Source organism: Mannheimia massilioguelmaensis (genome assembly GCF_000940515.1).
Lineage (GTDB): Bacteria > Pseudomonadota > Gammaproteobacteria > Enterobacterales > Pasteurellaceae > Basfia > Basfia bettyae.
Genome location: NZ_CDQL01000004.1, coordinates 62,056 through 87,778, shown reverse-complemented (window position 1 = coordinate 87,778; position 25,723 = coordinate 62,056). Strand labels below are relative to the sequence as shown.

Below are 25,723 nucleotides of genomic sequence, written 5' to 3'. Positions count from 1 at the left end.
CTTGTTATGCCTTATACTCTACCAGAATTAGGTTATACATATGATGCATTAGAACCCCATTTTGATGCATTAACTATGGAAATCCATCATAGCAAACATCACCAAACTTACGTAAATAATGCAAATGCTGCATTAGAAAATGCCCCAGAATTAGCTGAATTTGCTACAGGTTGTCCTGGCAATGTTCTAAAAAATCTAGATAAAGTTGCACCACAAAATTTAACCGCTGTACGTAATAACGTTGGTGGCCATGCGAATCACACATTATTTTGGAAAGGTTTGAAAAAAGGCACAACATTAAAAGGTGCATTAAAAGAAGCTATCATTCGTGACTTTGGTTCAGTTGAAGCCTTTCAAACAACATTTGAAAAAGCAGCTGCAACACGTTTTGGTTCAGGCTGGGCATGGTTAGTCGTTCAAAATGATGGCAAATTAGCCGTTGTTTCAACAGCTAACCAAGATTCACCATTAATGGGCAAAGCAATTGCTGGTTGTGAAGGATTCCCTCTAATTGCTTTAGACGTTTGGGAACATGCTTATTACTTAAAATTCCAAAACCGTCGTCCAGACTACATTAAAGAATTCTGGAATGTTGTAAACTGGGATTTCGCAGCAGAACGCTTTGAGAAAAAATTAGCAGAAATGAAATAAGTTAATCATCTCATAAAAAGTACCTTATAAATTAATTTGCACCTTAAAATTTGAAGATCAATTCAAAAATTGGGGTGCAAATTTTTTTACTCACGTTTTCCAATATGTTGGGCGCACACATAAGCAGAACTCCAAGCCCATTGAAAATTATAACCACCAAGCCATCCAGCTACATCTAGCACTTCCCCGATAAAGTACAAACCAGCCATAGTATTACTTTCCATGGTTTTTGAAGACACTTGTTTAGTATCCACACCACCCATAGTAATTTCTGCTGTACGATAACCTTCAGTACCATTAGGCTGGAATTGCCAATGGTGAATCAGATTTTCGATTTTTTGTAACCGCACTTTGGTTAAATTCCCCAACACTTCGTCTTGAAAAAAGTTTTGTTCAAGCCATAGTTCTACCAGTTTTTTCGGTAATAATCGTGTTAACACGGTTTTAAGCTGTAATTTAGGTGAATCTATTCGTAACTGTTGAATCAATTCCATAACGTTTTGATGAGGAGATAAATCAATTTCTATAGGCTCATTCGGTTGCCAATAATTAGAGATTTGTAGAATGGCAGGCCCTGAAATACCACGATGAGTAAACAACATATTGTTAATGAAAGATTGTCCAGAGCGCGCAGTTGCCTTGATAGGTAATGCGATGCCAGAAAGTGTGGTATAAATTTTATCAATTTCTAAATAAGTAAAGGGAACTAAGCTCGCTCTCGGTGCAATAACATTCATACCAAACTGTTCTGCAAGCTGATACCCCAAAGCGGAAGCACCTAAGGCTGGCATTGATAATCCACCCGTTGCCACCACTAATGAATGGCAATGCCAAGTTTGAGCATTAGAAATTATTTGAAAACGTACCGCACTTTTGTCAACTGAATAAAAAGACGCTACCGAATCTATATGCTGACGTAATTGAATATTCACATGATATTTATCACATTCTGCTTGTAACATATTGACAATCTGCTCAGCACCTTCATCACAAAATAGCTGGCCCAGTTCCTTTTCATGATAGGCAATACCATATTCTGCTACCATAGCAATAAAATCCCATTGGGTAAAACGTGCCAAGGCAGATTTAACAAAATGTGGATTATGAGAAAGATAATGTTGAGCGCTCACTTCCAAATTAGTGAAATTACAAAAACCACCGCCAGACATAAGAATCTTACGAGCAATTTTTTTACCATTATCTAAAATGGTCACAGACTTACCTTGTTTAGCAATTTGACTTGCACAAAACAGTCCTGCTGCACCTGCACCAATCACAACGACATCAGCATAATTTGCCATTATTCATTTGCTCCTGAACGTTGAATTTTACTATTCTCTAACATTCTTGCCATATTCATATTCTTAATGATCTCTCGACGATCTACTGAACTTTGCTCAGTATCTAACAGCCGCTGCCAATAATCTAAAGCAGTTTTAAAATCATTTTTTATAAAAGCATCTGAAGCTAGCAAAGAGAGGCTCGAGGCTTCTTTAGGATCCTCTGTCAGAGCGAGGTTTATAATCTCTTGCACTTGTGGAGTAATCTTTTGGCCTGCTTGATAATATAAAGTAGTCGCCGCTAGCCCTAAAATATAAGGTTTACTCCCCTCAATTTTTTCAGCATTACTATAAGCAACAATTGCGTGCTGATAATCATTACTGAGCATATAGGCTTGTCCTAATTCCACCCAATCTTGAACATTATTTGGATCTTTACGTAAACGATTTTGAATAGAAATCACATAATCCATATTTTTATCTTCTGCACTAACTGTTGCTAACTGTGTTTGTTTTTCTGCAAAAGCTTTTTGTCCATCTTGGGCGGCATCAAATCTATTAAGTGAAAAATAATAAGTCAGTGGAATGATAACTAAAATAGCCCATAGCCCAATAGACAATTTTTTTGAAAATCCTACCGCACTTTTGATGGCAAGTGCAGACTCACTTTGTTGTTCATCCAATAATAAACGTTCAGCGAATTCTTTAGCTAATGCGGGATCAGGCTTTGAACTAAGCTGTTGCTGATAAAGGGCAATATTTTGTTGCTGACGATAATTTTTCTGCCATTGCACTTTTTTAGTAAAGTGGATACATAAGATTAAACTAATAAGAGCAAAACAAATAAGTCCAATAATAAAACCTGTCATTCTCTCTCTTTTCCTTTTGCTAATAAGTCATTCAATGCTTGCTGTTGCTCTGCATTAAGTGCGGTAGGAATTTCACGAATTTTGGCTCTTCTTACTACATAACGCCAACCTAATAGTAAAGCGAGTAAGATTAAACCAACAGGAATCAGCCAAAGTAGTGCGGTATTTAATTCAAAAGGTGGTTGATAAAGTACAAAATTACCAAATCTTGAGGTCATCACATCTATAATTTGTTGATTTGATTTACCCTCATCTACCATTTTATAAACTTCAATACGTAAGTCATAAGCAATCGGCGAGTTGGATTCTACCAAATTCTGATTCTGGCATTGTGGGCAGCGTAAAGATTTCGCTAAAGTGACTGCACGGGTACGATCTTCAACATTTTTAAATTCATAGGTATCTACCATTTCTGCACGAACACAAAAGGCAAATAAAACCAATCCTAGTAATAGTAATTTTTTCATATTATTGTATCAATTTATTAAATTCAGGCTGAATCTCTTGTTCCCAAATTTTTTTATTAAAAGCACCAGAATAACGATAACGAATGACACCATTTTCATCTATGAGATAAGTTTCAGGTGCACCATCAACTCCCAACTTCATGGCTAATTCACCACGACTATCATCAATATTCATGATAAAAGGATTGCCTTTTCTGGTGAGCATTTCTAACGCGCCTTGTTTTTGATCACGATAATTAATGCCTACAATCGGAATATGTTGAGCAGATAATTCCATTAAAAATGGGTGTTCTTGCATGCAGTAATAGCACCAACTTCCCCATACATTCAAAAGAAAAGGCTGTTTAGGTAAGCTTTTATTGTTAATAATATGATTAATGTCGAGTAAGTCCGCTTGAAAAAATTCTGGGACTGGCTTTCCAATTAATGCAGAGGCAATTTTCTTAGGATCTTGTTTTAGCCCCATACTGAGAAATATGCATATCCCTAATAATAAAATTAATGGTAAAAATAAAATTGCTTTCTTTTTCATATTATTTCCTTAGGCTTTTTATAACGTACCCCAATTGTGCCTAATAATGCACCTAATGCCATGAGAATTCCACCAAGCCATAACCAACGAATAAAAGGTTTATAATGTAAACGGAAACTAAACTCGCCAGGGCCTAATTTATCGCCCATGACAATATAAATATCCCCTAAAATTCCCCATTGAATTCCCACTTCAGACATATTCATAGTTCTCACTTCATAATAACGACGTTCAGGGAATAATTCTGTCACTTTATGACCATCTTGATAAATCTCAAAATGAGCTTGCTCTGAAGTAAAGTTTGGTCCTAATTCATTACTAAATCCCAAATAACGGAATTCATAACCATTTAACACTTTACTTTGATTTGGTGCTAAACGTACACCAATTTCACTGCCGAAATAACTCGACATTACTGCACCAATGACTGCCAATGCCACGCCGCAATGAGCTAAGACCATAGCTAATTGCGGCACTGAAATTTTCAGCCAATTAGTCCATAATGTTGCCATCAGTAACCAAATAGCTAAACTTAGAATAACAAAAGCAAATATATGGAATTTTAAACTTTCATCTTGTTGTATGGTGAAATAAATCACTACAAAAGCACAACTTAATGCAGGAATAATTAATGCTAATTTCTTGATTAATAAAGCAGAATTGGCTTTTTGCCATTTAGTGACTAACACCAATACCATCGCCAAAAGAATAATGACTAACAAAGGAACAAAAATGCTATTAAAGTAAGGTGCACCGACAGAAATGGATCCCCATCCCATCGCTGAAAAGACCATTGGATAAAATGTTCCTAAGAACACACTCACTGTTGCAATAGTAAAAATCATATTGGCTAACAACAATAGGCTTTCTTTAGAAAAAATTGAAAATCTTACCGCACTTTGTTTGAGATCTACTTTTAACGCAAAAATCGTTAATGCTACCGCCATTAAAATGAAGAATAATAGCAATAATACAGTTCCTCGTTCACCATCTACCGCAAAAGCATGCACGGATGTCAAAACACCAGAACGTACAACAAAGGTACCAAGTAAGCTAAATGAAAATGCAAAAAGTGAAAACAGAATTGTCCAATAATTGAAAATACCCCGTTGTTCGGTAACCACTAAGCTATGTAATAAAGAAAGCCCTAATAACCAAGGCATTAAGGAAGCATTTTCTATAGGATCCCAAAACCACCAGCCTCCCCAACCGAGTTCATAATAAGCCCACCAAGCTCCTACCATAATGCCCAAAGTGAGAAATAGCCAAGAAACTAATACCCATGGTCTTGTCCAACGTGCAATAGCCGCATCTAAATGTCCACTTAACATTGCAGAAACTGTCATCGCAAAGTTAACCGCAAAACCCACATAACCAAGATATAATAAGGGTGGATGAATAATCAAACCAATATCTTGTAGCATAGGGTTGAGATCGCGACCTTCGGGAGGTAATGGAAATTGACGAATAAAGGAATTTGAGAAAAATAAAATAAAAATGCCAATTCCTAAACAAATAAATCCGAGAATAGATAAGGCTCGAGCAGAAAATATAGGATCAATTTTACGGCTAAAGAAAGCAAATAGTGCGGTCCATAAAGCTAAACAAAATAGCCAAAATAACATTGAACCTTCATGCCCTCCCCAAGTTGCCGCTAATTTAAAAAATAAAGGGAGTTGAGAATTAGAATGAGCACTCACATACTCTAATGAGAAATCATCTACACCAAAAGAATAGGCTAATAAACCAATTGATAGACTACTAAAAATCCCTAACAGATAGCTAAAATTCCAAGCATAGCTAATCACATGAGATTTACCTTTAACAATACCCCATAAAGGCACAAAGGCTAATAAGAAAGAAACAAGCACTGCTATCAACAATGCAATAAAGCCAAGCTCTGGAATCATCATAATCTAATTAAATAAATGTGAATAAAAATAAAAGGCGTATAAAAATACGCCCTTATTTTACAAAAAGTTAACTTACATTGCGATGGTTAGTTGTCCTGCGTATAAAATAAAGTAACGCAAGCAAAGGACACCAATTAAGTCAAAAATAGAAACCAAAATGATGAATTTCGCATTGTACTTCCACTTATCACTGGCAAATAAATTTGCAATCAGAGGAATCATAATACCAATCAGCATAATGCCGATCCAGAATACAGCCCCCCAGAAACCAGATAACGCATTGTGTAAGGCAACTACCTTTTGTCCACCACCAAAATGTAGACCAACAAAGAAGCACACAATTAATCCTAATTCAGTCACCATAATTGGTACTTCAAATTTATGCATAAAGTGAACTTCATGGCTATCGCCTTTTAGCTTACCTGCCAATAAGATGCATAAGAAAGTGGCAGCAATACCTGAAGAAGTCCCTGATGCTAAGAATAACGCAGGTAAAACGGGGTTATTCAACATTGGGTAACTAATCAATGCTGACAATAAGAAACCTGTATAAGCACCTAATACAGCAGCCAAAATAAATAAGATAACTTCTGCTGCTCCAAAAATGCGTTCACACATAGTGATTATATTGCTGACAAATTGCAACTTAGGCACATATTTCTTAATTAGCTCATCAATTTCCTGTTTAAACAAGACTGCGATCCAAATCACCATGAATAACATGTAAACTTGGAACAGCATAACCCCCATCGACATTACAGAATTAAATTGATAATTAAACATCAATTTCCAGAATGTCCAAGGTCTTGCCAAATGAAAAATCAATAAGGTTAACCCGATTAGAGTGGGAACCGTTCCCAGCACTGCCGCACTACGAATAATCCAATTTTGACTAGGTTTCTCAAGCTTATTACTACGACGGTAAGCAATGGCTAATTGCACTGCACCAGAAGAAATACCAAGTAAAAATAAATAAATCGCAATACTTGAGTCCCATACAAGATCAGGTGTATGGAAAGGCACAGGATATTCTAATGTACTCATTATCTATGCTCTCCTCTTGCAAATGGGATATGGTAAAGATTAGGTTCTGTACCTAAGGCTACTTTTGTCCGATAAACTGGATTATTTCTTACTTTTTTCGCAACCGCACTTGTTGGATCATTCATATCACCAAAAGTTAATGCTTTTGTTGGACAAGCTTCCACGCAAGCAGGTTGTTTACCTTTAGCAAGATTAGTATCACGACAGAAGTTACATTTATCTGCTGTTTTATGTATTGGATGAATAAAACGTACACGATAAGGGCATACCGCAACACAATATTGACAACCGACACATAAATCTTTATTAACATCAACAATGCCTGTTTCAGGATCAATAAACGAAGCCCCTGTCGGACAAACTGATACACAAGGCGCATTGGTACAATGTTGACATGATTGACGGAAAAATTCATATTCCTGGTTCGGAAATTCACCATAAGGTTCACTACGAAGAATTTCCAAACGAGAAACACCTTCTGGCACTTGGTTTACTTCGCGACAAGCATCCATACAAGCCGTACAACCAATACATGAGGTTTCATCATGTACCATTGCATAGCGTTTAGGGGCTATCTCTGTCGGTTTTTCACCTTGTGCCGATAATTTAACTGATGTTCCCGTTGTGAGGATTAACGCACCCATTCCGGAAACAAAGTTTCGGCGTGAGCAGGCTGTCATTTCTTATCCTTTTGTTCGGTTGCAGTTTGTTCTGCTTTACGTTTTTGTTGTTCACCATGACAGTCAACACAAAGTTTTACACGTTGTTTAGGCTCAATGTCTTTCATTGCATCTTTTTCAGGATGTAATGTGTGGCAGCTTGCACAAGGTGCTTTCATCGCATGAACATCATGAGCCCAAAGTTTTTCACGTAACACTTCAGGTTTATGGCAAGAGTAACAAACTTGGTTTTGTTCTTGTACTGAATACATCGGTTTTTCAGTAGTGAAAATATCACTTTCAAAACGCATGACATCTTTAGCACCACGACGATGATTTTCAGATATATTACCGTGACAACTTACGCAAGTAATAGGCTTACCTGTTGCAGGATTTTCTTTTGTTAAATGTGTACCATGGAATTTACCCGCATGGTTTGTCCCTACGGCTTGGTCTTTTGCAGTATCAAGGTTGTGACATTGTGCACAATACTGATTAGGATCACGCACATTATCCAATTTTTGCTCAAAAGATGCCACTGGAGACTCTTTCTGTGCTTCAGTTTTCGCCTGTTCAGCTTGAACTGTTGTCACAAATAGCATCACTCCAAACAATGTTGAGAGTTTTGCAAATTTTTTCAATACAGAGTTCATGTTATTTACCTTAATTGTTTGATTTAAGTTACCGCACCTTAAGCAAAGAAAGTGCGGTCGCTTTTTTCATTATTTTGCAGGTGTTGTTGGTGGCGCAGTTAAGATTAAACCTTTACTGATCGCTTCTTTATTCCATTCAGGAATCACAGTTTTAATGAACTCTTCTTTATCTTTACGTTCTTTTTCAATATCAATGCCCATCACTTTCCATGCTTTTTCAGCAGTTGAAATATCTGGGTATTGAATTGGTTGTTGAACATTATGTTTAGCTAGAATCACCGCTAATTTAGCACGAGCATCTGCTGCACGGTCTAAACCACTAGCAATCACTTTTAACGCAACGTCTGGTGCATGAATGTGCATACCATGGCTTGCTGCAGAATAATCCCAACGCCATTGAGCATGACGAATTGCTTTTAAAGCATCTTTCATTTCATCTTTAGTTGCACCTGCATCCCATGCTGCTTTCGCTTCAAAGTGTGCTTTAACAATTTGATCTTCCAATTTAAGCATCACTTCTTTTACATCTTTTTTATGTTGTTCAACAGTTTTAACCAAGGTTTCTTTACTTTGATCATGACAACGAGCACAAGTATTTTCAAAATTATCTGTTGCTGGATTACCTACAACTTGGTGATCTGTATATACTTTACCGTCTTTGTCTTGTTTTTTCGCCATATGACAGTCAATACAAGTCACACCATTTTTACCGTGGGTACCCATTGACCAAGCTTCAAAGTCAGGGTGTTGTGCTTTTAACATTGGCGCTTTAGAAATAGAGTGTTCCCAGTCTTTAAACTCAATTTCATCATAATATTTTTCGATGCTATCTACGTCACGACCTTTATACCAAGGGAATACCACATTATTTGCACCAGTGGTTTTGTCGAAATAATATTCAACGTGACAGTTCGCACAAACCGCAGCACGTTGATCCGTACGATCAGAACTTGCAAAGGTTTTTCCTACAGATTCAAGATCTAACGCACGTAAAACATGTGGACGTGAAATACGTAATGCAGGTTTACCTTCTTTAAAATCTTGAGATGTCGTATCGTGACAGTCTGCACAACCGATGCTATTTACCACTTCAGCACCACCTTTTGCCCATTTACCAGAAAAGTAACCTTCTTCACCCCATTCAGCAATTAAGCGAGGAACATCAGGGCCTTTACATGTCCAACATGCCATTGGTTGTGGACCGCCATTTGCATCTTTAGGCGCACCTGTACGTAAAATATTACGCACGTCAGTTACCGCATAAACGTGACCACGTGGAGAATTAAATTCTTTCGCAAATGCATAGCCACCCCACATGACAATCATACGAGGATCCTCTTCAACTTCTGGATGAAATTCAGTTTGTTTAGAGGTACTTGCCCAAGAGTTATATTGACGAGGAAAATCTTTAGCAAACTTCTCATTTGCTGCTTCAATTTTCAAATTTGGATTAGGTTTTGTTAACTCTTCTTTTGTCGGTGCATGTTTTGCAGATGCCGGAGGAAGAGGTTGTTCCAATTGCTGTGCCTGTTGATGAGTCGCAACTTTTTCCTCTGCTGCGGCAGATTGTGTCATTGCGAAACCTAAGCTAGCAATCGCTAAAGAAGATAGCGTTTTTATGAGCATGTTCACGATAATTACTCCATTAAAGGTTTAACCAAGGTTAAAAAATTTATATATAAATTTATACTGTTCTATTAATTACCCCATGGTTTTGAAAATGAGAATTTTTATCACTAAAAACAATACGATAACTAATAAAAAAGAGATTTTCTCAAGGCTAAAAATAACAGAATCACATGTTTTTTTCATGGTTAAATCACTTTTTATTGTTTTTGATCAATATTTTTCAAGATTAACTGATATTTTAGATTTTCTTTATACACACATACCCCATTGTGAGTAGTTATAAATAGCTTATATTTCATTAACTTAACCATTTTATGGTATGTATAGCTATATAGCATAATTAACATACCTATAAATAGGTATGTTGGGTTATTTGCTACATTTCAAGAACAAAAAAGTGCGGTAGAAATTTTTGAAAATTTCCACCGCACTTTGTCTCATCAAGAAATAAATTTTAACTTAAAAACGACCACCCGATTATGAGGCTATTTCTACTGAAACATTCTCTTTTACTCGACAGCTACAAGCTAAAACATAACCTTGTGCAATTTCTTCTGGTGTTAAATCACCATAATTAACCACTTCATAATCGCCACTAGTGACTTTCGTTTTGCATAGACCGCATAAACCTGTGCGACAACCAGAAATAACAGGTTGTTGTTGCGATTCAAGTGCGGCTAATAATGTCATACCAACGGGCACTTCAGCAGTCACTTTATTTACACCATTGATGGTTAATGTGGTTTTCTTATCTGAACTAATATCACCTGCCAGCGCAGTATTAAAGAAGGCTTCAGTAAAGAAACGATCTTCTGTTACACCTAAAGATAAAACGATATCTTTTAATGCATTCATATAACTTTCTGGTCCACAAGTCATCACGGTATAATCCGCAATATTAGGAACAGCTTTAGCAATCATTTCTTTGCTGATACGGCCCGATTCAAAACCTGCTGTTGCATCAACAGAAGCATTCATCACTAAATTTAAACGAGGGAATTGTGCTTTTAATTCAGCCCATTCTTGTTTGAAAATGACATCTTCAGGAGAATGAACACTATGAATAACGGTAACATTAGTTTCTGGGCGATTTTTTAATAACCAGCGAGCCATTGACATAATCGGCGTTACACCACTGCCTGCACCGACTAACAAATAGTTATTAGCAATCACGTGTTGACAAGAAAATTCTCCCATTGGGTTTGAAAACCATACTTGATCGCCTACTTTAACTTCATTATTTAACCAAGTAGAACCTACTCCATTCTCTATTTCACGAACCGTAATAGTAACAAAACGGCTTTGACCTGGCGTAGAAGAAAGTGAATATGCTCGTGTGATATGTGGCGTATTTTTAATACTCACCAATGCATATTGACCCGCTTCATATGGATAGAAATCTTGTGCAATTAAATTAATTGTGGTTACACCAGGCGCTTCTTTTACAATTGAATGAACTTGTAATTCATTGATACACAATGGATTTTTATTTGTTTTTGCCATTTTTATTGTCCTTTCTTAAGTTTGTATTTGATAATCATGAGTGAACTAGTTCACTCCTTTTCAAAATACAAAAATTATTTATTGATAATATGTCCAAAATCTTGTTCTGGTGTAGTTAAACCACTTAAACCAAATTTTTCATGTAATAATGCCATTACATTATCACTTAAGAATGCTGGTTTACTTGGGCCTGAATACACATTTTGAACACCTAAAGCTAATAATGTTAATAACACAATAATTGCTTTTTGTTCAAACCAAGAAAGAACAATTGACAATGGTAGTTCATTTAAGCCGATACCTAATTTCTGAGATAAGGTTACTGCTAACATGATTGCTGAGTAAGTATCATTACATTGACCTGCATCTAATAAACGAGGCAAGCCACCATCAATAGTACCAAAATCAAGTTTGTTGAAACGGTATTTACCACAACCTAAAGTTAATACTGCAGTATCACGAGGTAAAGCATATGCTAAATCTGTATAATAATGGCGTACTTCTTTATCACCATCACAACCACCAATTACAAATACATGACTTAATTTGCCAGCTTTCACTAAATCAATCACAGCATCTGATGCATCAACTAAAGTTTGACGACCAAAACCCACTGTAATTAAGTGTTCTAATTCAGTGTATGGGAAACCATCACATGCTAACGCTTTCTCAATCACTTGAGAAAAATCATGATCTTCTAAATGTGTTACGCCTGGCCAGCCCACGATATTACGAGTAAAGATACGATCTGCATAATCACCGACATTTGGATCGATTAAACAATTAGATGTCATTACAATTGCACCAGGGAAGCGAGCAAATTCTTTTTGTTGATTCTGCCAGCCTGAACCAAAGTTACCCACTAAGTGTTTGTATTTTTTAAGTTCAGGATAACCATGAGCAGGTAGCATTTCACCATGTGTATAAACGTTAATGCCTTTACCTTCAGTTTGTTCTAATAATTCTTTTAAATCTTTTAAATCATGGCCTGAAATTAAAATACATTTACCCGCTACAGGGCGTACATTAACTTGAGCAGGCACTGGGTTACCAAAATGTTCTGTTTCTCCCGCATCTAGCAATGCCATTACTTTGAAATTCATTGAGCCAATCGCTAAGGCTTTTTCTAATAATTCATTAATATCGCTTGGTTGAGTACCTAACCATGACATGAAACCATGATATTCAGCATAAATTTCATTATCGAATTTATCTAGTACATAAGCATGTTCCATGTATGCTGCTGCACCTTTTAAGCCATATAAGCAAAGTAAACGCACACCATGTGCATCTTCTCCAATTTCTGCACGGTCAGTATCTAATGCAAATTCTTTTGCTTGTTCAGCAAGTTGATTAACAGAAATACCTTTTAATTCCAAATGTGCTAATGGGTGATCAATATCAGCATTTGGGGAAACTTTACGAACGGCTTGGATTAATTGGTTACGATAAACTAAAGCTTGTTGAGCATAGCCAACAATACGAACTGAATCAAAATTTACATTTGTTAATGTAGAGAAAAAGGCACGAGGAGCAAAAGCATCAGCTTCATGAATAATAATGTTAAATTCACGAGCTTTTAATGCCCATGCAGATAAACTGTGTAAAGTACCAATCAATAAATCTTGTAAATCTGAAGTTTCTGAAGTTTTACCGCACATTCCTTGAGAAAAACTACAACCATTGCCGACTGGTGTTACCATTGTTTGTTCACATTGAACGCAATACATATAACGCACTCCTAAATAAAAATAAAAAATAATCCGACTAATTTAGTCAGCTTTAATTAGAGCGAATTTTAGTACTTTTAAAAACTGACCAAAAGAATAAGTTTTTACTATTTATAATTTTATTGATCCAATCGAAAAACACTACCCATAAAGAGTTAAGCCACACTTGCATGAATGATAATTATTACCAATAAAAACAATAAATTAAGGTTATTTTGTATAAAAAATTAACCTTAATTTTTTATCAACTTTTATACATAATTTATCTCTAATATAACCAGATAAATATAGAAAAAAGTGCGGTCAGAATCCCCAAAAAAAAAGGCTCCAATAGGAGCCTAAATAATCAAAACAGTAATCTATTATTTCTTCTTAGTTGGACGCACCCAATCTGCCGTATGACGTTGTGGTACTCTTGTTGTCACTAATTCACCAGCAGCAACATCTTTAGTAATCGTTGCTCCAGCACCAATAGTCGCACCATCAGCAATGGTAACTGGTGCCACTAATTGGGAATCAGAGCCAACAAATACATTATTGCCGATAATGGTTTTAAATTTATTTGCACCATCATAATTACAAGTGATAACACCCGCACCAATATTACAATTTGTACCAATTTCTGCATCACCCACGTAGGTTAAATGATTAACTTTAGAACCCTCACCCACAACAGCTTTCTTAATTTCGACAAAGTTTCCGACATGAGTTTCTTTAGCTAATCTTGCCCCTGGACGTAAGCGTGAGAATGGACCAATTTGTGCTTTTTCACCCACAACGGCATCTTCAAATACAGAATAAGGTTTGATTTCTACATCATCACCAATGACTACATTTTTGAGTACACAACCTGCACCAATTTTTACACGGTTGCCTAATTTTACTGTACCTTCAACTATCACATTTACATCGATTTCACAATCTTTACCATGTTCTAATGTACCACGTAAATCAAAGCGTTCAGGATCAATCAACATCACGCCGTCTAATAATAAACGAGAGGCTTGTTTACGTTGATAATAACGTTCTAATGTAGCTAATTGTAAACGGTTATTCGCACCTTCAACTTCCATCGTATCTGTTGCAGATACAGCCACCACTTGGTAGCCATCTTGGTTTGCGAAACCAATCACATCAGTCATATAGTATTCACCTTGGGCATTATTATTCTCTAAACGAGATAACCATTGTTTAAAACTTGCCCCATTGGAAACCATTACACCTGTATTCACTTCATTAATTTTTAATTGTTCAGGCGTAGCATCTTTTTGTTCAACAATAGCAACTACAGAGCCATTTTCACGAATAATACGACCGTAGCCAGTCGGATTTTCCAAGGTCACGGTTAATAATGCAATGCCATTTTCAGGTTTTGCTGCCACTAATCTTTCTAATGTTTCTTTCGTAATTAAAGGACTATCACCATATAGCATTAAAATATTTTCATCATCTTTAAAAAATGGTGCAGCTTGTTGCATAGCATGACCAGTCCCTAACTGCTCCGCTTGGAACACCCAGTTTACAGGCTCATCACTTAAATGTGCTTTTAATAATTCGCCGCCATGACCATAAATTAAATGAATATTCTCTGCTGCCAGCTGTTTTGCGGTATCAATCACATGCTTAACCATGGGTTTACCTGCTACTTTATGGAGTACTTTCGGTAAATCAGAGTACATACGAGTTCCTTTACCCGCAGCGAGAATAACAACACTAAGTTTTGACATAATCGTTCTCTTTTTTAATCATCATAAAATTTTCGTATTTTACACCATATTCAAGTAATCACTAATCAATATTTTATTCCTTTAGAATTGCCTATCCAATGCTATAATATTGACTATTTATCAGCTTACGGAATTTCTATGAGTCAATATTATATTGGTGTAATGTCGGGGACCAGCCTTGATGGAGTGGACTTAGCCTTAATGGATTTTGCTCAAAATCCTGCAAAACTCATCGCTTCTGACTTTACTCCTATGCCAGAAGAAATTCGCCAAGATCTAACCGCACTTTTGCATTCAAGTGAGACAAGTTTACAGAAATTAGGCGAACTGGATCACCAACTAGGAAAACTATATGCACAAAGCATTAATCAATTTCTACAAAAAGTGCGGTTAGAGTCTGAGAAAATTGTTGCTATCGGTTGTCACGGACAAACTATCTGGCATTCTCCTAATTCAGTATTTCCTTTTACTATGCAAATTGGTGATATGAATATTGTCGCAGAACAAACGGGGATCACGACTATTGCTGATTTTCGACGTCGTGATATAGCCGTAGGCGGACAAGGCGCACCTTTAGTACCTGCATTTCATCAAGATATGTTTTCTGCTAATGATCGATTTACCCTCCTGTTAAATATTGGGGGTATTAGTAATATTTCAGTTTTAGATCCTGATCAGCCTACCATAGGTTATGATGTTAGTGTGGGCAATGCATTACTCGACTCTTGGATAGAGTTTCATCAAGGTAAACGCTATGATAAAAATGCTGAATGGGCTAAATCAGGTGTATTGAATGGACCATTATTAACAGAATTATTAGATGAACCTTACTTCCAACAACCTCCGCCCAAAAGTACTGGACGTGAACTTTTTAACCTAGCATGGTTGAATAAAAAATTAGCAAAATTCACCGCACTTTTAGCACCTGAAGATGTTCAACGTACTTTGGTCGAGTTTACTGCGGTCAGTATCGCCAATGAATTGAAAAATTTACAAAAAACAGACCGCACTAATTTACTGCTAGTCTGTGGTGGTGGTGCAAGGAATCCTCTCATTATGCAACGTTTAATTGAATTACTACCTGCATGGCAAGTTTCCACAACCACTGAATTTGGTTTAGATATTGATTACGTAGAAGCAGCAGCTTTCGCTTGGTTGGCTTATCGACGTATGCATAATTTAGCCAGTAACTTACCGAGTGTAACTGGGGCAACCAAACTGATCAGCTTAGGCGTAATTTATCCGAAATAAATGGACAACCAGATGATAGAAAAAAACCTTTTAAACTCGCTTGGACAAATGATTACCGAGCAACGCAATCCAAATTCCATGCAATTAGATAATCTTTCCGCATTGCAATTAGTTAAGCTTATTAATAATGAAGATAAACAAGTACCTATTGCCATTGAAAAATGCTTACCACAAATCGCCCAAGCAATTGAGCGTATTGTGGAGAGTTTTCAACAAGGAGGACGATTAATCTATATTGGCGCAGGCACAAGTGGACGCTTAGGGGTATTAGATGCTTCCGAATGTCCGCCTACTTACGGGGTTTCAAATAATATGGTGATAGGATTAATTGCAGGTGGAGAACATGCTTTACGCCATCCGATTGAAGGCGCTGAAGATAACAAAGAAATGGCGATAAATGCTCTCAAAAATATTCAATTTACTGCCAAAGACTCGCTTGTAGGGATTGCTGCAAGTGGTCGCACACCTTATGTCATTGGTGCATTAGAATATGCAAAATCCCTTGGTGCAACAACCATTTCGATTGCTAGTAACCCTAACTCAGCGATGGCACAAATTGCTGATATTGCCATTGAAACTATCGTTGGTCAGGAAGTTTTAACGGGTTCAAGCAGAATGAAATCGGGCACGGCACAAAAGCTCGTGTTAAATATGCTCACGACGTCCAGCATGGTGCTTATGGGCAAGTGTTACAGTAATTTAATGGTGGATGTACAAGCCAGTAATGAAAAGTTAAAAGCTCGTGCTGTTCGCATTGTTATGCAAGCCACTGAATGTAAAAAGGAAGTGGCTGAAAATACGTTAAAAATCGCTGAAAATAATGCAAAACTAGCAATTATGATGATTCTAGGCGATCTTGATAAACAGGCTGCTATGCAATTATTAGCACAACATCAAGGTAAACTAAAACAAGCACTGACCGCTTAATAGCATGAAAAAAGTGCGGTAGAAATTTGAAAAATTCTTACCGCACTTTGAGTGAGATCCTAATAAAACTTAAGTTTCACTAATATCTGACATTCCCTCGACATCAGCGGTCATTAAATTATGTGCTTCATCCATTGCTAAATTCATAAAACGTTCATATTGTTTTAAAACATCAGTAATTAATTCATCTTTCGTCATATATTGAACATCATATCCTTGACGCCCATCAAAGAAATAGGTTATCGGCTCATAAACTTGGCTTTCATCCATATTAGGCACATGCTCATCTGTAATCACTAAATCTGAAAGCTCTCTTGATTGGCATTCCACCCCATATAGGAAATTACGTAAATTTTCCTTCACCACTTCAAATTCAATTTTTGGGTTTTGCCCCTCAATGAAATGCCATTGAGCTTTCAATCCATGGCTTTCAAACTCTTCCACTAATTCTTTAAATGCAGGTTTCACAACTTTCATAAAGAAGCGTCGGACATCCTGATATTTAGTGGGATTAACAATTTGTTCTAATCGTTCACGCCAATTTTCACCAGACCAATTATTGCTACCTGGTGTAAACTTTTTATTAGAATACTGAGTATCAATCATTAACCCTTTCCATAGACCAAAACAAAGTAATAACATAATTGCCATAAATGGAAGAGCTATTATCAATGTCATAGATTGAAGTGATGCCAATCCTCCTGAATAAAGGAGCGATAAACCAAGCACCGTTAATAAAGCGCCCCAAAAAATGCTTTGCCATTTTGGTGCCTGTTCATTACCTTGTGAAGCAATATTATTCAAAACAAAGATACCAGAATCGGCAGACGTCACAAAAAAGATAGAAATAACAATCACAGCAACAGTTGAAGAAATAATCTCAAAAGGCAAATGCTCAAAAAATCCAAATAATAAAGCTTCTGCATTGTCGCTAATAGCGGCTAATGCGCCTTGTGTTTGTTGATCCATCCAAATGGCTGAGCCACCAAAACTCGTCATCCATAAAATATTAAATAATGAAGGAACAAATAAAACCCCTAAAATAAATTCACGAATCGTACGTCCTTTTGAAATTTTAGCGATAAAGGTACCCACAAAAGGAGCCCAAGAGGCCCACCAAGACCAATATAAAATCGTCCAACTACTTAACCAATCTTTATGCTCAGCTGAAGCATCGTAAGCAAAAGTACGGAAACTAAGCTCCACTAATGAACTAAAATAATAACCCAAATTTTCGGTTAATTCTGAAAATAGCCCTAAGGTTGGTCCGACAGCAATAACAAACAATAATAATAAGCCCGCTAACACTAAATTGATTTCACTGAGAATTTTAACCCCTTTTCCTACACCAGAAATTGCAGAAATCACCGCAAGTGCCATTGCTACCATCATAATAATGGCCAGAATAATGAAACTATTTCCCTCTACTAGCCCTAAGAAATTAAATCCTGCATTAACTTGCATTGCACCATAGCCAAGGGTTGTGGTTAAACCAAAAATTGTGCTACATAAAGCGACAATATCAATCAAATGCCCCCAGAAACCTGATATTTTATTTTGCAATAAGGGATAAAAGCCTGAACGTACTGTCAGTGGTAATTTATAACGAAAGCCAAAATAGGCTAATGCTAATGCAACAACCGCATAAATCGCCCATGCATGAATGCCCCAATGATAAAATGTTGTCATCATGGCTTCTTTCATACGTTCTGATTCAGTTAAACCATCTTGAACAGGTTTTAGATAATGTAATACAGGCTCAGCAACACCAAAATACATCAAACCAATTCCCATTCCAGCCGCAAATAACATTGCAATCCATGATGCAAAGCTAAATTCAGGTTCATCAGTTTCCGCACCTAATCGGATATCCCCTAACCGACTAACGCCAATGAATATTAAAAACAAAAAGAAAATAGATCCTGCTAAAATATAAAACCAGCTAAAATTAGTAAAAATACTCTGCTTAGCAATATTTAAAATCTCTTGTGCTTGCTGAGGAAAAACTGAACAACATATTGTTACAAGTAATACCAAAATAACCGTTGGCACAAAAATAGGGGCTTTCAATGTAGTTGAATCACGTAATTGCTGTAAAAAGCTCATAAATACTCCATTTTTGAAAACATAAACTTAATTATATTCTCTTGTTTCTTTAATGTACTGAAAAATAATCCCCTTGCTATTTCTTATAGCAAGCTCATAAGATTTAAGGATTAGTGCTTCTAAAATAGAATGGAAGTTAAAACTTCTTGAATATTATTACATGTGAATAATCATTAAATTATTCCGCTAATAACTTTAATTAATGGGCCTCATCCCAATTTTCACCGATACCTACATCAACAATCAATGGCACACTAAGTTGTGTGGCATTCTCCATTAAAGATTTAATTAATTGGCTGCAATGCTCAACTTTTTCTTCTTTCACTTCAAACACCAATTCATCATGCACCTGCATAATCATCAGAATATCGGGATCATTTAAAATGGCTTTATCAATATCAATCATTGCTCGCTTGATAATATCCGCGGCGGTACCTTGCATTGGTGCATTAATAGCAATCCGTTCTGCGGCTTTACGACGCATCGCATTGTTTGAATTAATTTCAGGTAAATATAAACGACGACCAAATAAGGTTTCTACATATCCTTGGGATTTCGCTTTTTCACGGACTTCTGTCATAAAAATTTGCACGCCAGGATAACGTTGGAAGTATAAATCCATATATTTTTGTGCATCACCACGGCTAATCCCAAGCTGGCGAGATAATCCAAAAGAGGACATACCATAAATTAAACCAAAATTAATTGCTTTTGCACTGCGACGTTGCTCACTCGTTACTTTATCTAAGCTTAAGCCAAAAATTTCTGCAGCCGTAGAACGGTGAATATCCTTGCCCTCACTGAACGCTGTCATTAACCCTCTATCACTAGACAGATGAGCCATAATTCGCAATTCAATTTGTGAATAGTCTGCGGCTATCACCTTAAACCCAGGTCGAGCAATAAAAGCTTGACGAATACGACGACCTTCATCATTACGCACGGGGATATTTTGCAAGTTAGGATCACTTGAAGATAAACGTCCCGTTGCCGTCACTGCTTGATGATAAGAGGTATGCACTCGACCCGTTTTGGAATTAACCATTTGAGGCAGTTTATCTGTATAAGTGGATTTCAATTTGCTTAAGCCACGGTGTTCTACCAATAATTTAGGTAATTCATGATCATAAGCAAGCTCTTCTAATACTTCTTCATTAGTTGAAGGTGCGCCTTTCGGCGTTTTTTTCAAAATTGGTAATCCCAATTTATCAAACAGAATTTCTTGCAACTGTTTGGTTGAAGCAAGATTAAATGGTTGACCTGCCATTTCATGCGCTTGAGCTTCAAGTTCAGCTAATCTATGCGTAATTTCTTCAGAATAAGTAGATAACGCTTGGCTATCAATCAATACGCCATTACGTTCTATGCGAGAAAGCACGCCGACCAAAGGCATTTCCATTGCTGTAAATAATTTTACTAACTCGCCATTTTGTGAAACATCTTGCCACAAGGTTTGATGCAATTTCATCGTAACATCAGCATCCTCTGCAGCATATTCGGAGGCTTTGCTTAAGGCAATTTGATCGAATGTTAGCTGTGTTTTACCTTTTCCTGCAATATCTTCAAAAGCAATCGTGTTATGCCCTAAATAACGAGCAGCAAGATCATCCATATTATGACGACCTGTACTGTTTAGCACATAAGATTCCAACATTGTATCAAAGGCAACACCTTGTAACTCAATGCCATTATTAGCAAAAATACTAAGATCATATTTAATATTTTGACCAATTTTTTGAATCTCAGGATTTTCCAAAATTGCTTTTAACTGCTGCAAGCACTCTGTTTTATTTAATTGATTTGGAATGGGCTCCCAAGTAAGTTCATCACTGGCTTCAGGTTCAGCAAAAAGATCACCTTGCAACCCAATTGAATTTGTACTCACTTGATGCATATGTGCCAATGGAATATAACAAGCCTCTCCATTTTCTAAGCTAAATGAAATTCCAACCAGGTCTGCCACCATCGGATCTAAAGAATTGGTTTCGGTATCCACGGCAACTAATTTAGCTTCAGTGATTTTTGCTATCCACATCGCAAGTTTATCTGGGCTATCCACAGTTTCATATAAACTGCGGTCTATTTTGACAAAATTTTTAGGTGTGGCGGGCTCTCCAGAAGGCATAGGAGTGACTTGGTAATTATTCACTTTCACTGCTTGTTCTTGTGGGTTAGTCACTGAACTTGTACCGTTCATCACTTCCGTCAACCAACGTTTAAATTCGTAACGACCAAAATATTCTACTAATTGATCATTATTAGCTTTACCAATAGTTAATTGATCGGGATTTACTGATAATTGCACATCCGTTTTAATCGTTGCAAGGATATAAGAAAGCTCTGCATCTGCTTTTGCTGACTCAAGTTTTTCACCTAACTTTTTAGCACCTCGGATAGGTAAATCAGCAACTTTATCAAGATTAGCATAAATCTCCGTCATACTGCCAATCCCTTGCAATAGCCCTAATGCTGTTTTTTCACCTACGCCAGCGACACCAGGAATATTATCCGCACTATCGCCCATTAAGGCTAAATAATCGATAATTAGCTCTGGAGGAATGCCATATTTTTCAATCACACCTTTACGATCAAGCAAGCTATTATTCATGGTGTTAATTAACATCACGTTATCATCCACCAACTGTGCCATATCTTTATCGCCTGTACTAATCAACACTTTTTTACCCGCTTGTGAAGCCTGTGTGGCAAGCGTGCCGATGACATCATCTGCTTCAACACCTTCGATAGAAAGCAGGGGAATGCCTAATGCTTTTATCATATGATGTAGTGGTTGAATTTGTTTACGAAGTTCATCAGGCATCGGTGGACGATGAGATTTGTATTGTTCAAACAATTCATCACGAAATGTTTTACCTTTAGCATCAAATACCACGGCAATATGGGTTGGTTGCACTTGAGCAATCAAACTTTTCAGCATATTCATCACCCCATACATTGCTCCTGTAGGCTCACCGAGGGAGTTAGTTAAAGGTGGAAATGCATGGAAAGCTCGATATAAATAAGAAGAACCATCAACTAAAACAAGTGGGTTTTGTGCAATTTGTGCCATAAAAATCTCAATATAAATGTTAAAATTGTAAATTATTATAGCTTATAATCTATCACAGCAGAGGCTATTTTCAATAAAAAAGGTGGATATAAAAACCCACCTTTCCTTATTATTCTCTATTATACTTTTTCTACTTCTAATCTTTCGAACGCTAAAACTTTATGTTCTAACTTACGTAACAACCAAGTTGCAATACCAGTAATAGCTAAATAAATGATCCCGGCGATACCATAAATAGTTAAAGCATCATATTCTGTACCATAAAGCTGTCTTGCATAGCCCATAATATCCATAATGGTAATTGTTGAAGCTAATGACGTACCTTTAAAAACTAATACAATTTCATTACTGTAAGAAGGCAATGCACGTTTTAAGGCATAAGGAATAAGGATTCTTAAGGTTTGCCCTTTACTTAAACCGAGTGCTGAACAACTTTCCCATTGACCTTTTGGAATAGCTTTAACTGCACCATGGAATAATTGTGTAGAATAAGCCGCACTATTTAAAGCTAACGCTAACATAGCACAAAACCAAGCATTAGACAGCAATGGCCATAATGCACTATTAACAATCCATTCAAACTGACCTGGGCCACTATAAATTAAGAAAAATTGGACGAGTAATGGTGTGCCAGTAAATAAAGTTAAATAGCCATTAATACCAATTCTTACACATTTATTACCTGCTGATAATAAATAAGTTAGAACTAACGCTAAAATAAATGCAAATCCTAAAGCAACCACAGTAAGCAATAAACTGGTTGGAATACCTTTAGCAATTTCTGCAAAATATTCTTGGAACATTATCTCACTCCTCTTTCAAAACGAGTGAAACGCACTTCCAATTTACGAATAAAGAATTGGCTAACAAGCGTAATCACCAAATATAACAAGGCAGCAAACCCATACCAAGTAAATGGTTGGTGAGTATTAGTATTTACTAAGCTTGCTTGACGCATTAAATCATCAACACCAATCAATGACACTAAGGCAGTATCTTTCAATAGTACCAACCATTGATTACTTAGACCTGGTAATGCATGGCGCCAAACTTGTGGCATGATAATATGTAAGAATGTATAACTACGGCTAAGTCCCAAGGCTGCACCAGATTCCCATTGACCTAATGGAATCGCTTGAATTGCACCACGTAAAGTCTGAGAGGCATATGCGGCAAAGATAATCGCTAATGCCAGTACACCACATAAAAATGGGCTAAATTCAATATATTCACCTGTTAGTTTTTCTACTACTTCGGTAGAACCAAAATAGATCAACAATACTACCAAGATCTCTGGCAAACCTCGTAATAAGGTTACAATCACCGAAGTTGGTTTACGTATACAAACAAATTTATTAGTCTCTAATACCACAAAACAAATCGCAAGAATTAGACCAACTAACAACGAAGCAACCGCTAACCCTAAAGTCATAAGGGTTGCGGTAGTCATTAAAGGAAGATAATCAAAGAACATAATGCTTATTTAGCTGTCATCCATTTATCATAAATTTTTTGGTATTCGCCACTTGCTTTAATTGCCGATAACCCTTTATTTAAGCTATCAACTAAAGCTTTATCACTTTTATGCACGGCAATACCTAATCCATTACCAAAGTATTTTTTGTTAGTGACTTTATCGCCAACAAATGCTAACTCTGGTTCTTTTGCTAACATATCCGCTAATACTGCAGTATCACCAAACATAATATCAATACGACCATTTTTTAAGTCTAAGATCGCATCTTGTAATGAAGCGTAAGATTTTGGCGTATATTGAGGAGCTTCAGCAACAACATATTGTTGGAATGTAGTACCATTTTGAACACCAATATTTTTTGCTGTATTAAGATCGACTTTACCTTTCACTGCAATGAAACTTGCAGAACTATCATAGTAAGGATCAGAGAACAATACTTGTTTTGCACGAGATTCAGTAATATCAATAGCAGACATTGCAGCGTCAAAGCGTTTTGCTTTTAAGCTTGGAATTAAGGCATCAAATGATTGATTTTTGAAAGTACAATTTGCATTAATTTGTTTACAAACTGCTTGTGCGATATCCACATCAAAACCTACGATTTCACCATTTGCATTAGTTAATTCAAAGGGTGGATATGATGGTTCACAGGCAAAAGTAATATCTTGTGCTTGTGTGGCAAATGTTGTGCTTGCAAAAAGCGTTGCTAAAAGTAATTTTTTCATTGTGTTCACCTTTATTAGTCATGTGACAGATATTGTCTAAATTCTTCTGTCTGTGGGTTTTCAAAACAACTTGCATTCCCCATTTCCACAATACGACCACTTTCCATATAAACCACTTTAGTTGCCACTTTACGTGCTACACCAACTTCGTGAGTTACGATCACTTGAGTTATGCCAGTTTCCTGTAATTCTTGAATAATCGCAACGACTTGTGCAGTAATCTCAGGGTCTAACGCCGCTGTTGGCTCATCAAATAACAAAACCTTTGGTTTCATCATGAGTGCTCGAGCAATTGCTACACGTTGCTGCTGACCACCTGAAAGCTGTAGTGGAAAACGATCTGCGTGTTCTTCTAAGCGTAAACGAACTAATAATTCCATCGCTTCTTTCTTAGCTTCTGATTCGCTTAAACCAAGCACTTTCATTGGTGATTCAATGAGGTTTTCCACCACAGTAAAATGTGGCCATAAATTATATTGTTGGAACACCATTCCAACATCCTGACGTAACTGACGCATTTTTTTTGCATCAGCAGTTTGTGATAAATCAAATTGGTTACCCGTGACATTTAATTCACCTGATTGTGGTATTTCAAGTAAATTAAAGGTACGAATTAACGTACTTTTACCTGCACCGCTTGGTCCAAGCAAAACTACAGTATCGCCATCTTCAGCGGTTAAATTGATATCAAATAATGCTTGAGATGATCCATAAAAGAAATTTAAGTTTTTAACACTAAGGGTCATTTTTAATAAAATCTCTATATTTGCCAAATATTGAAATAATATTAATATTTTTTGCATAATTATGCAATTATATTTGTGAGAATAACGAATAAAAAAAGTGCGGTTAAAATTTCTAAAATTCTAACCGCACTTTATACAAACTATAAATAGTTAAGCTTCTTTAGCCATTTCAAATTCAACTAACATCATTAAAATATGAATCACTTTAATATGCACTTCCTGAATTCGGTCTGCATAACGGAAATGGGGTACACGAATCTCAACATCCGCAAGACCCGCCATTTTACCGCCATCTTTACCCGTCATCGCAATCACTTTCATGCCCTTTTCTTTAGCTGCTTTAATTGCATTTAAGATATTTTTTGAATTACCTGAAGTAGATAAACCAAATAGCACATCACCTTTTTGCCCTACAGCCTCAACATAGCGGGAGAACACATAGTCATAGCCAAAGTCATTACTTACACAACTTAAATGACTCACATCTGAAATTGCGATAGCAGGATAACCTGGGCGATTTTCACGATAACGACCTGTTAATTCTTCTGCAAAATGCATTGCATCACAATGTGAACCACCATTACCACAAGAAAGTACTTTTCCTCCTTGTTTGAAGCTATTCGCTAAAATTAACGCTGCTTCTTGAATTAATTTGATATTGTTTTCATCTTTAATGAATTTATCTAATACATCTGCCGCTTCATTTAATTCAGCTTTAATTTGTTCTAAGTACATGAATATGTTCCTCTTTGAAAATACGTAAA

The 25,723-nt window shown here is 36.5% G+C and carries 22 protein-coding genes; 3 read left to right on the top strand and 19 right to left on the bottom strand.

Going from position 1 to position 25,723, the window contains the following annotated elements:
- Positions 1–6 precede the first annotated feature (6 nt).
- Positions 7–651 (top strand): superoxide dismutase [Mn], encoded by a 645-nt coding sequence (gene sodA, locus BN1226_RS01740; RefSeq protein ID WP_044469722.1) that lies wholly within the window; start codon positions 7–9, stop codon positions 649–651.
- An 86-nt stretch (positions 652–737) separates the two neighbouring features.
- On the opposite strand, the gene BN1226_RS01735 is transcribed toward sodA, so the two are convergent.
- The 12 genes from BN1226_RS01735 to glmU form a co-directional block, all read right to left on the bottom strand.
- On the bottom strand, positions 738–1,952 hold the full coding sequence (locus tag BN1226_RS01735; protein ID WP_044469721.1) for a BaiN/RdsA family NAD(P)/FAD-dependent oxidoreductase: 1,215 nt from the start codon (positions 1,950–1,952) through the stop codon (positions 738–740).
- The gene (locus BN1226_RS01730; protein ID WP_044469720.1) at positions 1,952–2,800 is read right to left on the bottom strand and encodes a tetratricopeptide repeat protein; all 849 of its coding nucleotides are present in this window, start codon (positions 2,798–2,800) and stop codon (positions 1,952–1,954) included. The genes BN1226_RS01735 and BN1226_RS01730 overlap by 1 nt, the downstream gene beginning before the upstream one ends.
- Positions 2,797–3,267, bottom strand: coding sequence for a heme lyase NrfEFG subunit NrfF (gene nrfF / locus BN1226_RS01725; protein ID WP_044469719.1), 471 nt, complete (start codon positions 3,265–3,267; stop codon positions 2,797–2,799). Before nrfF ends, BN1226_RS01730 begins: the two co-directional genes overlap by 4 nt.
- Before the next feature lies 1 nt (position 3,268).
- Positions 3,269–3,799, bottom strand: a complete 531-nt coding sequence (locus BN1226_RS01720; RefSeq protein ID WP_044469718.1) for a DsbE family thiol:disulfide interchange protein — start codon at positions 3,797–3,799, stop codon at positions 3,269–3,271.
- On the bottom strand, positions 3,796–5,709 hold the full coding sequence (gene nrfE / locus BN1226_RS01715; protein WP_044469717.1) for a heme lyase NrfEFG subunit NrfE: 1,914 nt from the start codon (positions 5,707–5,709) through the stop codon (positions 3,796–3,798). The genes BN1226_RS01720 and nrfE overlap by 4 nt, the downstream gene beginning before the upstream one ends.
- A 75-nt stretch (positions 5,710–5,784) precedes the next feature.
- The gene (nrfD, locus tag BN1226_RS01710) at positions 5,785–6,756 is read right to left on the bottom strand and encodes a cytochrome c nitrite reductase subunit NrfD (RefSeq protein ID WP_044469716.1); all 972 of its coding nucleotides are present in this window, start codon (positions 6,754–6,756) and stop codon (positions 5,785–5,787) included.
- A complete protein-coding gene (nrfC, locus tag BN1226_RS01705) occupies positions 6,756–7,436 on the bottom strand; it encodes a cytochrome c nitrite reductase Fe-S protein (RefSeq protein ID WP_005761346.1) in 681 nt (226 codons plus the stop codon). The genes nrfD and nrfC overlap by 1 nt, the downstream gene beginning before the upstream one ends.
- The gene (nrfB, locus tag BN1226_RS01700; RefSeq protein WP_044469715.1) at positions 7,433–8,068 is read right to left on the bottom strand and encodes a cytochrome c nitrite reductase pentaheme subunit; all 636 of its coding nucleotides are present in this window, start codon (positions 8,066–8,068) and stop codon (positions 7,433–7,435) included. Before nrfB ends, nrfC begins: the two co-directional genes overlap by 4 nt.
- A 69-nt stretch (positions 8,069–8,137) precedes the next feature.
- Entirely contained in the window at positions 8,138–9,694 is a 1,557-nt protein-coding gene (nrfA, locus tag BN1226_RS01695; protein ID WP_044469714.1) for an ammonia-forming nitrite reductase cytochrome c552 subunit, read from the bottom strand.
- A gap of 480 nt (positions 9,695–10,174) precedes the next feature.
- Entirely contained in the window at positions 10,175–11,200 is a 1,026-nt protein-coding gene (hcr, locus tag BN1226_RS01690; protein ID WP_044469713.1) for an NADH oxidoreductase, read from the bottom strand.
- 74 nt (positions 11,201–11,274) lie between these two features.
- Positions 11,275–12,930: a hydroxylamine reductase gene (gene hcp, locus BN1226_RS01685; RefSeq protein ID WP_044469712.1), complete on the bottom strand. Its 1,656-nt coding sequence runs from the start codon at positions 12,928–12,930 to the stop codon at positions 11,275–11,277.
- 362 nt (positions 12,931–13,292) lie between these two features.
- Positions 13,293–14,657 carry a bifunctional UDP-N-acetylglucosamine diphosphorylase/glucosamine-1-phosphate N-acetyltransferase GlmU gene (gene glmU, locus BN1226_RS01680; RefSeq protein WP_044469711.1) on the bottom strand — a complete coding sequence of 455 codons (1,365 nt, stop codon included), beginning with the start codon at positions 14,655–14,657 and terminating at the stop codon, positions 13,293–13,295.
- A 138-nt stretch (positions 14,658–14,795) separates the two neighbouring features.
- Here glmU and BN1226_RS01675 point away from each other — a divergent pair, with 138 nt between their 5' ends.
- Entirely contained in the window at positions 14,796–15,908 is a 1,113-nt protein-coding gene (locus BN1226_RS01675; protein WP_044469710.1) for an anhydro-N-acetylmuramic acid kinase, read from the top strand.
- A gap of 12 nt (positions 15,909–15,920) precedes the next feature.
- Positions 15,921–16,835, top strand: coding sequence for an N-acetylmuramic acid 6-phosphate etherase (murQ, locus tag BN1226_RS01670; RefSeq protein ID WP_044469709.1), 915 nt, complete (start codon positions 15,921–15,923; stop codon positions 16,833–16,835).
- Positions 16,836–16,904: 69 nt separating this feature from the next.
- On the opposite strand, the gene BN1226_RS01665 is transcribed toward murQ, so the two are convergent.
- From BN1226_RS01665 to lpcA, 7 genes are all read right to left on the bottom strand, one after another.
- On the bottom strand, positions 16,905–18,941 hold the full coding sequence (locus tag BN1226_RS01665) for a BCCT family transporter (RefSeq protein WP_044469708.1): 2,037 nt from the start codon (positions 18,939–18,941) through the stop codon (positions 16,905–16,907).
- Between the two features lie 199 nt (positions 18,942–19,140).
- On the bottom strand, positions 19,141–22,011 hold the full coding sequence (gene polA, locus BN1226_RS01660; RefSeq protein WP_044469707.1) for a DNA polymerase I: 2,871 nt from the start codon (positions 22,009–22,011) through the stop codon (positions 19,141–19,143).
- Between the two features lie 119 nt (positions 22,012–22,130).
- A complete protein-coding gene (gene artM / locus BN1226_RS01655) occupies positions 22,131–22,814 on the bottom strand; it encodes an arginine ABC transporter permease ArtM (protein ID WP_044469706.1) in 684 nt (227 codons plus the stop codon).
- Positions 22,814–23,485, bottom strand: a complete 672-nt coding sequence (gene artQ, locus BN1226_RS01650) for an arginine ABC transporter permease ArtQ (RefSeq protein ID WP_005761306.1) — start codon at positions 23,483–23,485, stop codon at positions 22,814–22,816. The genes artM and artQ overlap by 1 nt, the downstream gene beginning before the upstream one ends.
- 5 nt (positions 23,486–23,490) lie before the next feature.
- Positions 23,491–24,213 (bottom strand): arginine ABC transporter substrate-binding protein, encoded by a 723-nt coding sequence (locus BN1226_RS01645; protein ID WP_044469705.1) that lies wholly within the window; start codon positions 24,211–24,213, stop codon positions 23,491–23,493.
- A gap of 14 nt (positions 24,214–24,227) precedes the next feature.
- Positions 24,228–24,959 carry an arginine ABC transporter ATP-binding protein ArtP gene (artP, locus tag BN1226_RS01640; protein WP_044469937.1) on the bottom strand — a complete coding sequence of 244 codons (732 nt, stop codon included), beginning with the start codon at positions 24,957–24,959 and terminating at the stop codon, positions 24,228–24,230.
- Positions 24,960–25,109: 150 nt separating this feature from the next.
- Positions 25,110–25,694, bottom strand: a complete 585-nt coding sequence (gene lpcA, locus BN1226_RS01635; RefSeq protein WP_044469704.1) for a D-sedoheptulose 7-phosphate isomerase — start codon at positions 25,692–25,694, stop codon at positions 25,110–25,112.
- Positions 25,695–25,723: the final 29 nt, after the last annotated feature.